The 15,725-nt window shown below is 41.5% G+C and carries 17 protein-coding genes; 2 read left to right on the forward strand and 15 right to left on the reverse strand.

The window, feature by feature from the left end; genetic code table 11:
* Positions 1 to 144 precede the first annotated feature (144 nt).
* Entirely contained in the window at positions 145 to 1,062 is a 918-nt protein-coding gene (gene gltC / locus PU629_RS12705; RefSeq protein WP_275280445.1) for a glutamate biosynthesis transcriptional regulator GltC, read from the reverse strand.
* A gap of 675 nt (positions 1,063 to 1,737) precedes the next feature.
* Between gltC and PU629_RS12710 the strand changes: the two genes are divergently transcribed.
* Positions 1,738 to 2,376, forward strand: coding sequence for a cell wall hydrolase (locus PU629_RS12710; RefSeq protein WP_275280446.1), 639 nt, complete (start codon positions 1,738 to 1,740; stop codon positions 2,374 to 2,376).
* Between the two features lie 476 nt (positions 2,377 to 2,852).
* On the opposite strand, the gene PU629_RS12715 is transcribed toward PU629_RS12710, so the two are convergent.
* The 5 genes from PU629_RS12715 to PU629_RS12735 all read right to left on the reverse strand — a co-directional run bounded on the left by PU629_RS12715 (position 2,853) and on the right by PU629_RS12735 (position 7,057).
* Complete coding sequence (locus PU629_RS12715; RefSeq protein WP_275280447.1) at positions 2,853 to 3,062, reverse strand: type II toxin-antitoxin system SpoIISB family antitoxin; 210 nt, start codon at positions 3,060 to 3,062, stop codon at positions 2,853 to 2,855.
* Between the two features lie 36 nt (positions 3,063 to 3,098).
* Positions 3,099 to 3,827: a type II toxin-antitoxin system SpoIISA family toxin gene (locus tag PU629_RS12720; protein WP_275284416.1), complete on the reverse strand. Its 729-nt coding sequence runs from the start codon at positions 3,825 to 3,827 to the stop codon at positions 3,099 to 3,101.
* A gap of 172 nt (positions 3,828 to 3,999) precedes the next feature.
* A complete protein-coding gene (locus PU629_RS12725; RefSeq protein ID WP_343076316.1) occupies positions 4,000 to 4,287 on the reverse strand; it encodes a PfkB family carbohydrate kinase in 288 nt (95 codons plus the stop codon).
* Positions 4,288 to 4,396: 109 nt separating this feature from the next.
* On the reverse strand, positions 4,397 to 5,614 hold the full coding sequence (locus PU629_RS12730) for a multidrug effflux MFS transporter (RefSeq protein ID WP_275280448.1): 1,218 nt from the start codon (positions 5,612 to 5,614) through the stop codon (positions 4,397 to 4,399).
* A gap of 465 nt (positions 5,615 to 6,079) precedes the next feature.
* On the reverse strand, positions 6,080 to 7,057 hold the full coding sequence (locus PU629_RS12735; RefSeq protein ID WP_275280449.1) for a hypothetical protein: 978 nt from the start codon (positions 7,055 to 7,057) through the stop codon (positions 6,080 to 6,082).
* Positions 7,058 to 7,231: 174 nt separating this feature from the next.
* Between PU629_RS12735 and PU629_RS12740 the strand changes: the two genes are divergently transcribed.
* Positions 7,232 to 7,885, forward strand: coding sequence for an RlpA-like double-psi beta-barrel domain-containing protein (locus PU629_RS12740; RefSeq protein WP_275280450.1), 654 nt, complete (start codon positions 7,232 to 7,234; stop codon positions 7,883 to 7,885).
* A 135-nt stretch (positions 7,886 to 8,020) separates the two neighbouring features.
* On the opposite strand, the gene PU629_RS12745 is transcribed toward PU629_RS12740, so the two are convergent.
* The 9 genes from PU629_RS12745 to PU629_RS12785 all read right to left on the reverse strand — a co-directional run bounded on the left by PU629_RS12745 (position 8,021) and on the right by PU629_RS12785 (position 15,710).
* Positions 8,021 to 9,481, reverse strand: a complete 1,461-nt coding sequence (locus tag PU629_RS12745) for a DUF4153 domain-containing protein (RefSeq protein ID WP_275280451.1) — start codon at positions 9,479 to 9,481, stop codon at positions 8,021 to 8,023.
* 153 nt (positions 9,482 to 9,634) lie between these two features.
* Entirely contained in the window at positions 9,635 to 10,273 is a 639-nt protein-coding gene (locus PU629_RS12750) for an HAAS signaling domain-containing protein (protein ID WP_275280452.1), read from the reverse strand.
* Positions 10,270 to 10,602, reverse strand: coding sequence for a PadR family transcriptional regulator (locus PU629_RS12755; protein ID WP_275280453.1), 333 nt, complete (start codon positions 10,600 to 10,602; stop codon positions 10,270 to 10,272). Before PU629_RS12755 ends, PU629_RS12750 begins: the two co-directional genes overlap by 4 nt.
* Before the next feature lie 700 nt (positions 10,603 to 11,302).
* Complete coding sequence (locus tag PU629_RS12760) at positions 11,303 to 12,235, reverse strand: riboflavin kinase (RefSeq protein WP_275280454.1); 933 nt, start codon at positions 12,233 to 12,235, stop codon at positions 11,303 to 11,305.
* 100 nt (positions 12,236 to 12,335) lie between these two features.
* The gene (locus PU629_RS12765; RefSeq protein ID WP_275280455.1) at positions 12,336 to 12,866 is read right to left on the reverse strand and encodes a YwhD family protein; all 531 of its coding nucleotides are present in this window, start codon (positions 12,864 to 12,866) and stop codon (positions 12,336 to 12,338) included.
* 34 nt (positions 12,867 to 12,900) lie between these two features.
* Positions 12,901 to 13,146, reverse strand: coding sequence for a YuzB family protein (locus PU629_RS12770; protein WP_275284418.1), 246 nt, complete (start codon positions 13,144 to 13,146; stop codon positions 12,901 to 12,903).
* Positions 13,147 to 13,503: 357 nt separating this feature from the next.
* Positions 13,504 to 14,013, reverse strand: a complete 510-nt coding sequence (locus tag PU629_RS12775) for a PNPOx family protein (protein WP_275280456.1) — start codon at positions 14,011 to 14,013, stop codon at positions 13,504 to 13,506.
* 31 nt (positions 14,014 to 14,044) lie between these two features.
* Entirely contained in the window at positions 14,045 to 14,272 is a 228-nt protein-coding gene (locus PU629_RS12780; protein ID WP_275284419.1) for a non-oxidative hydroxyarylic acid decarboxylases subunit D, read from the reverse strand.
* Between the two features lie 16 nt (positions 14,273 to 14,288).
* A complete protein-coding gene (locus PU629_RS12785) occupies positions 14,289 to 15,710 on the reverse strand; it encodes a non-oxidative hydroxyarylic acid decarboxylases subunit C (RefSeq protein WP_275280457.1) in 1,422 nt (473 codons plus the stop codon).
* Between the last annotated feature and the right edge of the window lie 15 nt (positions 15,711 to 15,725).

The following is a 15,725-nucleotide window of genomic DNA, read 5'->3' on the forward strand; positions in this document are numbered from 1 at the left end:
ATGCTAACGGAGCGGGCTTCCTCGGGACAAGCCAGCACGGAGTCGTTCCAAGATGTGAAATCACGAGGTTGATTCAAGGAGTAGGCTTACTATCTCCGTAATCGTGAAAGTTTAGGCTTTCTGATCGTACAAAGAAAACGGTTCTCAAGTGAAACGCGAGAACCGTCCCCGCGTTTCATCTTCAAAAAAATGCAGCACATATTCATAGAAGACTTTTTCTGAAGGTGAGAGGTCTCTGTTTTTTGGGATGATGACTCCGACTGTTCTTTTAACTAGCGGCTGGCGAATTTTTAGTTTTTTTGTGCCAGTGGGCAGATTTCCAAAGAGAGTCGTATCGGGTAAAAGGGTGACACCCATTCCGGCTGAAACAAGACCTTTAATGGCATCCAGATCTTCTCCTTCAAAAGGAATTAAGGGGCGAAAACCGGCTTGATGGCACGCATCAACCGCTATTTTACGTAAAATAAATCCGTTTGGAAACAAAATAAAAGAATCCTTTTCTAATTGATCTAGAGTCAAGCTTTCTTCTTTAGCAAGCGGATGCGTTTCAGGCAGAAGAGCGAAAATATCTTCTGAAAAAAGAACATTTGCCTGTAAATCAGGATCATCAATCGGGACAGGGCCTATAAATGTTAACCCTACCTCTCCACTTTTTATGGCTTCAGTTAGAAATTTATAGGAACCTTGGCGTAAATTAAACCGAACATCTGGATGTTCTATTTTAAAAGCCGAAATGACTGCCGGCAGCAAACTGCTTGCTAAACTCGAAGGAAACCCAATCCGGATCACCCCGCGTTCTGGGTCCAAATATTCTTCAATGAGTTTGGTCGAATTTTCAATGGCCTTTAGGGCAATCTGCGCTTGATCTAAGAATAAGCTCCCAATAAAAGTCAGTTTGACATTCCGACCTTCTCTTTCAAACAATTCGACTCCTAATTCTTTTTCCAAAAGTTTAACCTGGCGACTTATTGCGCTCTGTGCGACATGTAACGTTTCTGAAGCCATTGAGACATGTTCATTTCTTGCCACTTCAACAAAATATTCGAGCTGTCTTAATTCCATAATTTAGTCACCTGTATCATTACCTGAGGTTTATTTTTAGTGCAAATATGATCAAGATTACCTTTTATGTGTCTGAACAAATGGGTAAATCACTTAATTAGTCGAAATAGTATAATTAAATCTATCTTATTTTACCATAAAAAAATAGAAATCTTGCTAATCCCTTTTATGTCAATTCGATTGACAAAAAACCACATTCTGTAATGGCAGCCCGTTCCCTTTCTTTGGACTTACCAATAACGGGGATTGGGAGTTGTAAAAAGGACTGGATGAACTAAATGAACGTCTACCCTTAAATTCTCCTAAGATGTGTCCTAAGGTGATGAAAAACATGGTTCTCCAACATTTAGGGCCTAAATAGAACTTATAATAAATTGCTAGAATGTGATTGATTGACACCGCTCCTTTTTAAGCTAAGTTAAATAATTTACAGAATATAACAAATGTTAAAATCAGAGGCAAGTAAACTTCCTTTGTGTTCGATTTGAAACGCGAGAACCGTCCCTGCGTTCCATTCCTCCGTTCTATTCTGTATTCCACTTTCCTACTGTGCCCTTTGAAACGCGAGAACCGTCCCTCCGTTCCATAAAATCTATTAAATGAATCATATTTACTGAGGGTTGTTCATACCTATTAATATCTGACTTAATATTACTAGGAGAGTGACCCATTACTATGAAAAGATTAATCCTTCTATTAACTGTTGCAGCCTCTTTATTTGTTTCAGCATCTCCCTCGTTCGCGGAAAACTTGTATACAGTAAAAGCTGGAGATACCATGAGCCAGATTGCGTCTGAGTTTCATCTTACCCTTCAGGAATTGTTAGCAGCAAACCCTCAAATAGAGAATGCTAATCTCATTCATCCTGGAGAAAGCATACATATAAATAAAGAAAATGGACAAGCCTCTTCTTCTAAAAAGGTTGGGGTTTCTAAGCAAAGCAGTTCAATTATAAGTTCTGCAGATCGCGATTTGTTAGCACGCTTAGTTCATGCAGAAGCGGGAGGAGAACCTTTTGCCGGCCAAGTTGAAGTGGCTAACGTTGTCCTCAATCGAGTAGATTCCAATCAATTTCCAAATTCGATACCTGAAGTTATTAATCAGCCAGGACAATTCCAAGCCGTTTCCGATGGAGCAATCAGTCAGGAGCCCGATAGCACCAATTATAAAGCTGTTGATGAAGCCATCAACAATCGACATAATGATGGGAGCTTATATTACTATAACCCGGCGCTTTCTACTCCTGCCAACTGTGATTGGTTTGCAACCTTACCAACCGTCACCATTATTGGCCATCATATCTTTAAGAAATAAAAAGATGAATTAATCACGTGGGGGGGTCTCCTTTTTGAAACAGGAGAACCGTCCCTGCGTTCCAGTCGCCCGCGTTCCAGTCTGTGCCCCTTTGAAACGCGAGAACCGTCCCTGCGTTCCAGTCGCCTGCGTTCCGGTTCATAAAAAAAGGCCTACTTAAAGTAGACTTTTTGGGGTTTTATATAGGGTTCTGTTAGTGCCTATAATAAAGGTCAAAAGTTTAGTTCATCGGGGCAACCTTTTCTTTGAGATTTGTTTTTTTAGGAAAAGCAGTAGGTCTTCGGTTTGGCTTCTTCTATTTGCTTCAAGTTGTGAAAGGGTTGGGATCGGTGAATAAACTCTTGATTTTTTTTGAAATTGCTTCAAACATCATCACCCAATTTAGTGTATTTAGTACCTTGAATAGTGTATGCAAATTGGGGGTAAATATGAACTAAGACAACAACCATGGGCTATTGTCTATCCAGAACAGAACGTTATTGATCCGCATCTTCTTTTGGACGAATAAATTTTGAACGCTTCTTACCGTACGTTTCAATAATTCGTTCATTCTCTTCCATTAATCTCAAGGTGCTTGGGCTAATTGAAACGGTTGGTGATTGAACTCTTGACCGCTTCTTAAAAGGCCTCTTTGTATCTTGATCATCATTTTCTCTAAGCAGGATAGCTGAATCATTTTTACTCAACAAAGTCACCGCCTACAAATAAAAGTCTTATGATTTTCAGTGGTCTTCAGGGACTGCTAAATCATAAATATGTATCATTACGACAAAAAGTAAACAATCCATTTCAGAAATAGGCCTTTTCCCCGTAATTTTCAACACATACAACTCATTATCAAAAAGATAGACAGGGTGCAAAGCATACATTTCTTTGGTATTATAAACCGTTTCCTCCCGATCGAGTTTGGCACGAATAGAATCGGGATTGGCAAAGGACAGCAGAGCCTGCTCTTTTTCAGATAGGGTTGTAAATGGGAGCAGATTGACCGTCATATCTTCTTTCTTGGCATATGACTCTAGAACGTCCCTTAAACCTAATAGGTATGCTTCCTTAGTACCATAATAACCTATTATTCCTTCATTATTCAAGGTATGCACCATATTTTTGGTCATGGAGAGGTGATCTTGGATTAAATTTTCATTAGCAGAAACGGTATTTGTAAACCGATCCAATTCATAATCCCCTGCTCTTTTCAAGTACATGTTCAAAAAAATAAAGGCATCGACGCCAAAAAAGATAATGACAACAATCAGATAATTCTTCCATTCCGTAAAAATACTCTCAGGATACTGTGTCCAATAAATTAACGCCCCCAGAATGTAAAACAAATACCAAATCTTTCGAATGAGAAAGACTTTACCATCCATCTTTTCTTCGTTTCTTCCATAAAGAATGGTATAAAGGATCAAGGCAGCAAAACACATCCACACGCCTATCTTAAATAGCATGACCAATTCAACCACTCCTTTCTCATCCGATCACAAAATTATCATTTTTTTCATTCTACCATGAAAAATTAGGAAATTCGGTGATTCTTTAGACCTGTTTTAGAAGAAACAAGAGTTGAATTCGTATTTTCGGTCTCTACACTGTAGGTGATGTAAGATTTCAAAGCTTGCATTACTTCCATTTTTTTCTATTCAGAAATGCCTCTACTTCAGAACTAGTGGGCATTCCGGCCTGCGCGCCGATCCGGGTGATGGATAAGGCCGCAGCCGCATTCGCATACTTAACGGCCTCTATCATCACCGTTTCACCTTGTCCCAGTTTATAAGCGAGAGCTTCGTTAAACGAATCACCCGCTCCTGTTGTATCCACAATGTATACTGGATGGGCAGGAATGAGGGTTTCAACGTCATCGTTGTAAACAGCAACCCTTTCTTTTCCTTTCTCGCGTTTTTCATTTATTGATTCATAGCCAAGGTGAAACGATCAGGGGAACGATCTCTAGTGAAACGCGAGATCCGTCCCTGTGGTTCCCCCTGTTTCAGTGAAACGCGAGATCCGTCCCCGCGTTTCAAGGGCGTTTGGCAGCTAGGATGAGGCTGGATAGGACGGCTCCGAGGCTGGATAGGAAGATGACGATTCCCATCGAAATGGCGGGGTTTTGTCCTAGTCCAACGAGGGGGGAGGCACTGCCTCCAAGTACGAACATTAGAACGCCTAGTAATGCTGAGGCGCTTCCGGCTGACTTCCTTTGATTTTGCATGGCTAATGACGTTCCGGATGTGCTTATAATTCCAACGCTTGCAACGACAAAGAACAACGGGATAAGGATAAAAAATAAACCTGCATGCAAAAGGAGTAAAAGTAATAAGGCACATGCTCCTATAAATGATAGGGTTAAGCCTGCAAAGAAGAGGCGTCTGACCTTTAAACGTTCCGCCAATCGGCCTGTAATTTGGCTAAAAAGGATAATTCCAATCCCATTTATGGCAAACATCATACTGAAAAGCTGTGGTGAAGCGCCATATATGTTTTGCAAGACAAAAGGTGACCCCGAAATATAGGCAAACATAGAGGCATAGACAAGACCTTGTGACAATGCATATCCGATAAAGCTTCGATCAACAAAAAGCTTTTTAAAGGTTTTCAGGGTGTTCGACACTCCTCCAACCGATCGTGAATCTTTATCCAGCGTTTCGGGCAAACGGAAGAGAACAACCAAAAACATAACGAATCCAATACCGCTCAAGACGAGGAAAATCCCGTTCCATGGTGCAAAACGTAGGAGTTGCCCTCCAAAAATCGGTGCCAGAATGGGAGCTACCCCATTCACTAGAGCAAGTAATGAGAAAAATTGGGTCAGTTCTTTTCCGGAATACAGATCGCGAACAATCGCCCGTGAAATAACAATCCCTGCTGCGCCGGAAAGACCTTGAATAAATCTGAAACCAATTAAAAACCAAACTGAGGGACTGTACGCACACAAGAGTGAGGCTACAAAATAGACGAGCAGCCCTATTAGAAGGAGATGCCGGCGACCGCGTACATCACTTAGCGGACCTATGATCAATTGGCCGAGGGATAAACCAATTAAAATAAAAGTTAAGCTAAGTTGGACGAATGAAGGCATGGTGTGGAGCTCCTTGGCAATATGCGGAAGGGCCGGTAAGTACATGTCAATGGATAATGGCCCAAAAGCGCATAACGTCCCTAAAAGAACCGCTAACTGAAGTCGGCTTAGGTGAACAGGGTTGCCCTCTTCCTTTATTTTTTTCAATGAATCATTCATTAAGACATATCCTTCCTTTCTATAAAGGTCAACAATCGTGTTTAAAGCGCAGAAAAAAGTGACCTTATGATGACTATCCAAATAAAATGAGTCACTTATTTAAATTCGACAGACCTAGTTCGCTTCCTCTTTTAAATCGATCATTTGAAAGTCTAAAAAATACTCCAAAATAGTTTTTCTCCAAGGAAAAAGCATCAGCATTGTTTTGATCGTCCCTCCCCTGAAATAAGTCCAGAGCATTCATTGGTGGCAGTGCGCCACGAAAGGTTGCTTTCTGTAATTGTAAACCTGATACACTCACTATTAATATAGACTTTATGATGCGCGGCTTTTTTGATTGACCGGCACCTATTATTGTTATGAGGTTGGCATCAAAAATTTAACGGCTCCCCTGTTCAAATAACAGGAGAGCCGCCGATCTTTCTTCTTCCTTCGATTTTCGAATGAAACGGGAGAACCGTCCCCCTATTTCATGGCCACTGCAATCTGCAAGGCGGTCAGTGGGTTGCGGCTTGATACTTGATAGACCATTTGGTGATATTGCCATTGGACGGTTGTCAGGGTGGATTGATTCCAATTAGTAATGGTGACAACGCCAATCATTTGGGGAGCTGGAAGGGCATTATCGTGTAAATAAGCAACAACGTTTTCAGCTAATTTTTTACTGTCTGGGTAGGCTTTATTTTGATAGGCCGGATCAGTCGGACTATCGACTCTGATGCACCAACGACCTTCATTCCAGTACAAAAAAGCATGTCCGGCAGCCCCTTCACTTAAAGCTTGAATCCCATTTCCAAGATCAACCATTTGCCCTTCGGTTGCTTGGACTTCTGTATATCCAGTTATTTGTTTTTGTGCCTCTGCTGAGCTTTTATACTCTGTGCCTTCAACTGTCGCAATCGCTGTCCCGGCGGAAGCTTCCTTCGAATTGATACTTGCCGGCTTGTTTGTCTCGAATAATTGGGCTTTGTAATACCAAGTTTCGGAATGGGTGGCCGCTGTCAAATAGTGACCTTTTGCAACGGGAACATCGGTGGGTAACATCACAGGAACCTTCGTCTGTATCGATTTTGACACATCATTTAAAGCCCTTTTGATTGTGGTCGGTGCAGTGTTGGTTTGCCCATTGCTTGAGCCGTTTCCACTGTTAGCTGTTGACCCCTTTGTTGAACTTGACCCGTTGTCCGTATTTGCTTCAGTCGATTGACCGGAATTTTGAGTTTGACTGGATTCAGAAGACGGTTCCGACTTTTGGGATGAAACTGAACCGTTGTTTGCTGACTTGTTTTCCTTCGTTGTTGACGCGTTGGTGGTTCCAGTCGATTGACTGGTAGATGGTGTTTGCTCTTTAGTGGACTTTGATGCCTGATCCGAGCTGCATCCACTTAAACCCAATATCAAGGCACATAAAAGACTAGCACCAACGCCTAGTTTAATTCTCATATGAACGAGTTCCTCCTTTTTTTACGTTCACTATATAGTCGTTTCAGTCGAACGATTGTTTCAGTGGAACGCGGGGACGGTTCTCGCGTTTCAGTCCGCGCAAAAAAATTGGAACGGGTCAACCTTCTCTTGCCATAATTTATTGTGAGCATTGGTTAGACAGGAGGCCATTTTATGAATTCGAATGATCCTTATTACTCAAATGTGAATCCGTATGAGGTTAGTCCTTACCAAGATGAGACGAATTTTGTTCAACAACAGAGCAGCACTATGGAACGCGAAAAACCGGTCAAAGGGGAAGCCACTTGGACAGATGGCGGAAGCATTACAAAATGTAATATTCCTTGGTCTGATAACCATTATATGACAGCAGGAGTTGGAACCAATAGTCCTTATAAATGCGGCGAGATGCTTCATGTGAAGAATTTATCCAACCAAAAAGAGATAAACGTAATAGTCGTAGATGAGATTTCTAGTAATCACCCCAAACGGATTACCCTACATCGAAAAGCCTTCGAAGCCCTGGGTGCCAAATTAGAAGAAGGTCTCATCCATATTGAAATAGTACCAGTCTCGAAGTCTGCTAGTCATACTACTGGACGAAGCGAATGGGTGAATTATTTAGTAAACGTGACGAGAGCCGCCTTTCCTCACTATATAGTAAAAGGCTACCGACCTATTGAAGAAAGACAATACACGCCTTCACACATTCAAGAATCCTTTGACTTCTTTCTGCAATCGCAGTCAGGTACCAAATTTGTTCGAGGAACTGTCCTTTTCGATGTCACATCCAATCAAGTCCTCTCAGTTGATTTGAAAGAGCTTTGATCATCAACGACGCTCACATTTTTAGAAAAACAAAAGGACGGTTCCCCCATTAAAATAAGAGAATCGTCCTTTGTTTAAGTGTTTATTTCAACTTCCGAATGAAACGTGAGAACCGTCCCCGCGTTTCCCCGCGTTTCAAACCTCTAATTTTTTAAGCTGGCGGTAGGCCTTCTCACGTGATAGGTTGTAGGAGCGCCAGTCGGCATGATGGGTGTTTGCTTCTATCTTGCGTTCTTGCAGCAGGTTTTTTAATCCTGGGATATCGGGATTTGTTTTATACAATTGTATGAGCCCTTCAACACCGGTGTAGGACAGTTGGTTCAAGTAATCTATGTCGATTTTGTTCGTGGCCTGATAACGCTGGATATTGTGGTCGACGATTAAGCGATCGAGCGGCATGATATTAATTAATACATAGAAGACAAGGGCAGCAATAAGATAAAAGTGAATAAGCGGCAAGCGCCGGATCCAAATTTTAATTAACGTATAAGCGAAAATCACGGCAAGGAACACCATAAAACAATGAACAAGAATTCGGATAGTGGTAAACCCGTAAGCTTCTTCATACATCGATAAGCGCATCCAAGAGGAGACAAGCATAATGCCGCTGAAGATAACGAGGCAGGATAAAATCATTTGAATGGTTCGTTGTAAACCTCGACTCGCTTCCTTCACAAAAGTCACAACCGCAATGAGGATCGACAAATTAATCAAGGTAACAACCATCAACTCACCAAAACCGTGCCTAGCGTACTCCGCATAGGTCATATCCGATTGCAGCGACTGGCCAAAGAAATACTTGAATTGAACAATCGTAAACAATAAGTATACAAGATTCAATAAAATGAGCACGGTGCTCGCCATAATCCCGCTCCAACTAACAGTCTCACTATCTGGCTGAGCTTTCCGGACAAGGCCTTTTTTATAAAAAGCGACTTGCATGACGCCAAAGAAACCTAACGTGTACAGGAGAATGATAATCCCGCGACCGATGAATTCCTGTAACTGAAAGCCTAGCAGCCACTTTGGCACACTGGTCAATAATCGACTAAAGGCGAGATCGGCCGACGAAAGTAAGACTAGAATGATGCCAAGCAGCGGCACTGCAATGACAAGACCCAAGATCACCTGCTTGACGACAGCGGCCTGCTCCGTGTTCAGCCCTTTAGTTAAGGCCTTTAAAAGGAGGCCAAAAAATTTAACCACATAGACGATCGCGGCTCCCATTTTCACAAACAAGTAGCCAATGAATGAACGCCTGAACCAAGATAAAAACTTTGGGCTTGTCACCAAGATGAGATGAACGAAAACCAGAAACGGGATCGCCAGTATATTCAAAGCATAAAATACCATGTTCGAATAGCCAAAATAAGTGAGCGCTAAGAACCAAATAGAAAAATAGATCAGATACCCAAGGCGTTTATTCGTAAAACGATAGCCCTTAAAGCGCACAAAAAACACCAGATAAAAGCCTGCCAAGAAGATAAGATAAGACACACCAATTTGACTCTGGAAGAACATCTCCTCTGCCAAAGCACCAAGACCCAAACAAACCAATAAAAACCAGCCATCGTATTTATGAATACGTATTTTCATTGAAAAGCCTCCATATGTCGTTTTTCTATGTATATAGTTATTCTAGGTATTACCTTAAAAAAAGAGCACCTGTATCATGTTTCTTTGTATATAGAATTGCTAGGTAAACACTCAAAAAAATGTATATACATCCGTTTTTTTATGTATATACCACTAAACCGATGCCCTTCTCCCCCACCGGTAGCCAAGCCAGCTGATTGGATAAAGAATCATCGTTGAAACGATACACCCTATTATAAAAGGACGACTCAGCAGCGGGTCAAACCAATAATAAGGAATCAGATGAAAGACCGTTAAGGCCATAAGAGAAAGGTTTGGAACAAGCGCTAGTAAAAACGTGTTCTTGAGTAAACGGCGTCCGCTATGACCAAACGCTTTGCCGACTTCATAGCCTAATAGCGCCCAAAAGAACATGTAGATGAGCATAATCATCATTGGAATGGAAGTCAAATACCGCCAGACAAGCTCAGCCGGACGCCAATCAAAGATGTTACACGTCAGCGTCAACAGCCCCCCTGCCGCAAAAAAAATCAAATTCGCGATCAGAAAAAGTTTATTTAGTTTGGAAGGCGTGACAACCGCCTCTTCCCTCCACATGTCACTAATTTCTTCTGGGGAACCAAGCCTTTCAATGATGTAATCCAGTTCTGTTAATCCCTGTTCATCTGCAGACCGTTCTAAGAGGATTTCATTAATATGAACCGCATACTCTTCAAGAATGGACTCCTTTTCCGAGTGATCTTTTAGACCTTGCGCCAACTGGGACAAGAACATTTCACTCGCTTGACTCATGGTTTTGGATCCTGTATGACTTGATTCATAACCCGAACAAATTGCTGCCATTCGCTTGTCTTTTCAGCCAAAATCTCTCGGCCAGCATCGGTAATTTTATAATACTTTCGAGCTGGGCCCTTCTCTTGCTCCTGCCAGTAGTAGATGATATAGTCTTGCTTTTCCAGCTTATGCAAGGCGGGATATAACGTCCCTTCCTTCACCTGCAAATGATGCCCGCTCCGCTTATCCAGCTCCTTTACCAACTCATAACCGTACATATCGCGTTCATTTAATAACTGCAGAAGGATTAACGATGTGCTCCCCTTCACTAACTCTCGGTTGAACATTTTTGACGTTCACCTACCTCGTATTCATATGTATATAGATATACTACATGATCCTTTATATAAATGTAAAGGGGTTTGGAAAATTAAGATCCACTTTTTACTCATTAAATGGCTAAAGCGAACTTTCTAAATAAGCGGAGAAATTCCGCTTATTTAGAAATCAACATTGAAAATAGCTAAAATAGACGGAAGAATTCCGACTATTGACTCGAAAAACATAAAAATAGGTCATTTCTTTTGGTTTAAACGGAAAAACTCCGCTTATTTACGACGAACTGAACGCTACTTTGGTTGATAACGGAAAAATCTCCGCTTATTTCAACGTTCACAGGTGCCGCTAAAATTTCTTGTTAACCATGACAGTCCGTTTTTTACTTTAAGAACAATTCGATAATCCAACTTCTATTTTAACATATTTATCCAAATACCTTGGTAATCCCCCTACCTTTCACTTGCTCAATCACAGGTTAATTCACACACCGCCAATAATTATATCCACACCATGTAAATTACACTGTGCTTTGAAAAGGTCAATAAACATTGATCTTACAATAAAAATCGCACGGTGAATGACTATGTGAACCCGTGCGATTTACCTTGATAGTTAATGTTTGCACCTCTGAAGTGAACCCGTTAGCTTTAGAGCTTAACGGTTTTTTCTATGTATAGAATTGAAAATCAATTAATCCGAGATGACTAGTTATTCGTTCAATCCAAATAGCGTTTCGGCTTCCTGCTTATCTTGTTTCATTTGTTCTATAAGGGGTTCTAATCCGTCGAACTTGATTTCTCCCCTCATGTAACTTAAAAAGGAAACGGAAACCTGTTTACCGTATAAATCTCCGGAATAGTTCAGTAAATAAGCTTCAATTAAGTAATGCTTGCCATTTACTGTGGGGCGATATCCCGAACTAATTAAGGTATTCCAATAGTCGGTTATCCCCTGTGATTCGTCATGGATACCTACGATCCCGATATAAACGCCCGGTTTTGGAGTCACGTAGGATTCGACATTCCCTAAGTTGATCGTTGGGAACCCAAGCTCTCTTCCTAGCTTTTCTCCATGTATAACTGTACCAGCAACTGTAAAGGGACGTCCCATTAACGTTTGAACAGCTTCCATTTTGCCTTCTTCAACGAGACGAATGATCTTGCTGGTTTCTATAGGATGTCCGTTAACCGTTAGCTCTGGAACGACTTGAACCTCTATATTAACTTGCCGACAGAGATCCACTAACTCTTTAAAACTCGACATCCCCATTTCTTCCACGCGGTACGATTGTCCGACAATAATCTGTTTAATAGACAATTTTGCCAGACACTCTAACACCCATTTTTTTGCTGTATCTGCCAATCCATCTTCTGGTAAAAATGAATTATAATATTTTTGAACACCTAGATTTTCTAGCCTCTCTAACTTTTCACTAAAGGATGTTAAAGCGTTTGAATGGCTTGATTCCTGATGAGCCGAGGAAAAACCAATAATAGCCAAATGATCCTTTTCCCCGATTAATTTCTTTGCAGAACGAAGAATCGCTTCATGGCCTAAATGAACGCCGTCAAAATTCCCCAGAACCGCAACCAATGACTCCGAATCACCCTTTAATTCAGGTGTTAATTCAATGACTTCCACACTCTCACCCACCAATTAGACTAATGACTATTGATAACTAAACATAGAGTTTGCTTTGAATTCTCTTTAACAGGAGAAGCTCTTTTAATAGGAATGGTTCTTAGATCGAGAGCGCGTTCTTTAATTCTTCTCGAGTGTTTTCCAATAATGAAGAGTGATTTTTCACTAAGAAATCTTTTAATAGGTCTTTGGATTTGGCATCCATTTTATCTAGAATAATATGTCCCTTTAATGCCTTATCCATATTGTTGACGTGTTCAGGCATCGATTTATAGCCAGGTCGAATCCGGCGTTCTTCTTTTGAAACCCTTAATTCACAGGCTGCTATCCCACTAATTTTTGGCCCCTTAAGGTCTCTATCCACAACCACCCAAACGATCCAATACAAATTCGAATTTTCTAACATCGCTTCTCTGTCCGGTGAAAAACGAACACGCTTTTCAATCTTGCTTCTTCCATGCATCGCCTGCATATCGATATAAGCCTCACCCTGCTGCGGATCGATAATTACCGGCGTGACATTATCTAAATTGATGGTGCCGACTCCAAAGCTGCCATCCCCATCTGTTGAGTCCCCGCTCAGTATGGTAAATTGCTCTTTGCTTTTATTTCCGGAAATATCTTCTGACATGTTTTGACCTCCATCTCTAAAGCTTTGACAATCTCTAATTGAAAAATGCCAACTCTTCTTCAATTTTTTGTTTTATTTTAATTAAACACTCCTCTGCTGAATTTGCAAAAATCCGTTTATTATTGACCATCGCATACGGCTTGAGCCGGCAAATTCCGCAGAAAGATAAACAATCACTTGTGATCACCGAAACTTCAGGGTAAATGGATTCAATCTCTTCTTCAATATTTAGATTATTAATGAGACTGGCTTCGCAAATCTCAACAACCACAATCCCCATTGCATTCATATCATATCATTTCCTAATCATTTTATTTAGTTTTAAAATTCCCATCAACCGTTAAGTTAACATTATTCTTATTAAACCGCAAAATTTTTGTATTGGATAGCTTGGCTTACTGCCAAATTATTAGTGGAGGAAAACTTAGAGGGCCCGCTGCTTCAACTTATCAGAGGTTAGCTTCCTAGATCTTTCCTCATGTTGGCTTGTCCCGAGGAAACACGTTGCGACGTCTAGTGGTTAGTCAAGGGACAAGTCGTTCGTTCACTGCGAAAAATCCCCTTCTTTTAACTTAGGATTTTAAATGAGTGTAAAAAAGGACGGTTCTCCTGTGAAAGGAAAACCACCCCTTTGATTTTAACGTTTCATTCGGTTTTTGAATGAAACGGGAGAACCGTCCCCCTGTTTCAATTCGTCGAGGGTTTCTTGCCAGCGGGCGATGACGGTTGAACTGTCTTTCAGGTGGATTTGGACGCCCGATGTAATGTCCGCATATTTGGCTTGATCTTCTTTGATATGTGTGAGGTCCGCTTGAAAGCGAGCGCGATTATGCTTAGGATTCTCAAGCTGGGACATTGGACGAAGCTCAAGGTTTAGATAGCACGCTTTACCCTTGTAAAATAAAACAACCATGGCTTTTCCGGTTCTTAAGATATTTTGGGTTGTTTGCGTAGTGGGCCATAAGGCGAGTCTCAGATGGCTCGAATCCATGGCAATGATTTCTCCCACACTGATCATGGCGGTATGCGGCCAGCCGTCTTCGTTCACCGTTTCAAGCATGAAGGCTTCATGCTGCTTCTTCTCTAAATGTTCTCCATTCAAAAGGTCATAAAGATCATCAGACAATTTAGGCTGAACATCGGTCATTGTGGTTCTCCTCCCCTTGAACTGCTTTTAATTAGGCTTTACGTTCTGGGATTGGCGGAACATTGATGGCATTTGCAATGTCAGCCGGATTAATTTTAAAGGCTTTCTTATATTTTTCTGGATTCGTGATCGTTTCGGGTTCGCTTGAACGCCAAGTAAAAATACAAACCGGACAGAGATAAATTTCCCAAGCCCCTTTTACTGGAGATTCGAATACGACTTCTGCTTCTTTTGACTCACAACGAGGACACACATGCATCATAGAACACTCCTTATTATTTGTTCATCAAGTCACTTAAGATTTTTTCCCACTTATCCACAGCTAATGGGGCATCTAATGGCTGAGAATAGTGGCCTCTTACATCAGGGGCAACCGGTGTGGTGGCATCGAGAATCATTTTATGGGTGATTCCAGCCGGTTCCGATCCTGGGTCCAACGGAAGAACAGAGAGATCTGGAACGATGACAACATCATGCTTCGGATGCATTTTCGTCGAAAGTGCCCACATGACCTGCGGCAGGTTGAATGGATCGACGTCTTCATCAACAACAATCACTAATTTACAATACCCGAGGCCATGAGGAGTGGTTAGGGCGCGCATTCCAACTGCCTTAGCAAATCCACCGTAACGACTCTTTGTTGAAATGATCGCCACTAAACCATGAGTATACATGGCATTTACTGCTTTCACTTCGTTCGGATACGCTTCGGTTAATTGTTGATAAAGAGGAACGCTTGTATTGATACCGATCATATAATCCGTTTCTGTCCAAGGCATCCCAATGTATAAGTGTTCAAAGATCAAATCTTTTCTATGATAGACTCGATTTATTTTAATAATTGGCATTTTACGACCGCCCGAATAGTGGCCCGTAAATTCACCAAACGGTCCTTCAATTTCACGTTCACCTGCAAGAATTTCACCTTCAAGGATGATTTCAGCACCCCATGGAAGGTCGAGATCAGAATCCTTAGCTTTAACAATTTTATAAGGGGCCTGTTGAATGGCAGCGGCCATTTCATATTCAGATTGATCATATAACAATGGCGTTGCGGCGGCTGTCACAATGGCAGGTTCATTTCCAAGTGCAATAGCAACCGGCAGATTCTCTCCGCGCTCTTCGGCTTGGCGAAGGTGAATCGCGATATCATGCTGCGGTACTGGCTGAATGCCTAAGCGATCCTTCCCTTTCACCTCCATACGATAAATCCCTACATTTTGTTTTCCGAAATTTTCAGGGTCGTCTAGGTCACGGGAAATCACACAAGCTTTATCTAAATAAAACCCGCCATCCCCTTGATTCAATCGGAAAAGAGGAAGGATTTCAAAGAGATTAATATCCTCGGTCATTTCGACCTCATGAAATGGTGCAGTTTCTTCGCGTTGAATCTCTCCAGGAAATTGCTTGTAACGCTTAGCAAATTCAAAAAATTGTTCTTTGATCGGTGTATTTTTTGGCATACCCATCATAAGCGCATGGTTTGGCCAAGAACCCATCACGTTCATGGCCACTTTTGCCTTGTTGTAACCATTAATAGTGTTAAACACAAGGGCTGGTGTTTTATCACCAAAACGCCCCATAGCGGCAGCCGCTGAAGCAATATCCGGTTCTGGCAGTACTTCTTGGTCAATCGTTAGTAACTGACCCTCTTCTTCTAATTTTTTAAGGAAGTCACGAAAATCTTTGTAAGCCATTACTGTAATATCTCC

The organism is Pullulanibacillus sp. KACC 23026 (assembly GCF_029094525.1).
Lineage (GTDB): Bacteria > Bacillota > Bacilli > Bacillales > Sporolactobacillaceae > KACC-23026.

What these genes read in the sequence shown, in the direction of transcription:
- PU629_RS12730 (WP_275280448.1), bottom strand. Translation starts at nt 5,614, where the DNA reads ATGAATGATTCATTGAAAAAAATAAAGGAAGAGGGCAACCCTGTTCAC.
- PU629_RS12770 (WP_275284418.1), bottom strand. Translation starts at nt 13,146, where the DNA reads ATGGGGATTGTGGTTGTTGAGATTTGCGAAGCCAGTCTCATTAATAAT.
- gltC (WP_275280445.1), bottom strand. Translation starts at nt 1,062, where the DNA reads ATGGAATTAAGACAGCTCGAATATTTTGTTGAAGTGGCAAGAAATGAA.
- PU629_RS12765 (WP_275280455.1), bottom strand. Translation starts at nt 12,866, where the DNA reads ATGTCAGAAGATATTTCCGGAAATAAAAGCAAAGAGCAATTTACCATA.
- PU629_RS12710 (WP_275280446.1), top strand. Translation starts at nt 1,738, where the DNA reads ATGAAAAGATTAATCCTTCTATTAACTGTTGCAGCCTCTTTATTTGTT.
- PU629_RS12720 (WP_275284416.1), bottom strand. Translation starts at nt 3,827, where the DNA reads ATGCTATTTAAGATAGGCGTGTGGATGTGTTTTGCTGCCTTGATCCTT.
- PU629_RS12780 (WP_275284419.1), bottom strand. Translation starts at nt 14,272, where the DNA reads ATGCATGTGTGTCCTCGTTGTGAGTCAAAAGAAGCAGAAGTCGTATTC.
- PU629_RS12785 (WP_275280457.1), bottom strand. Translation starts at nt 15,710, where the DNA reads ATGGCTTACAAAGATTTTCGTGACTTCCTTAAAAAATTAGAAGAAGAG.
- PU629_RS12735 (WP_275280449.1), bottom strand. Translation starts at nt 7,057, where the DNA reads ATGAGAATTAAACTAGGCGTTGGTGCTAGTCTTTTATGTGCCTTGATA.
- PU629_RS12750 (WP_275280452.1), bottom strand. Translation starts at nt 10,273, where the DNA reads ATGAGTCAAGCGAGTGAAATGTTCTTGTCCCAGTTGGCGCAAGGTCTA.
- PU629_RS12740 (WP_275280450.1), top strand. Translation starts at nt 7,232, where the DNA reads ATGAATTCGAATGATCCTTATTACTCAAATGTGAATCCGTATGAGGTT.
- PU629_RS12745 (WP_275280451.1), bottom strand. Translation starts at nt 9,481, where the DNA reads ATGAAAATACGTATTCATAAATACGATGGCTGGTTTTTATTGGTTTGT.
- PU629_RS12775 (WP_275280456.1), bottom strand. Translation starts at nt 14,013, where the DNA reads ATGACCGATGTTCAGCCTAAATTGTCTGATGATCTTTATGACCTTTTG.
- PU629_RS12755 (WP_275280453.1), bottom strand. Translation starts at nt 10,602, where the DNA reads ATGTTCAACCGAGAGTTAGTGAAGGGGAGCACATCGTTAATCCTTCTG.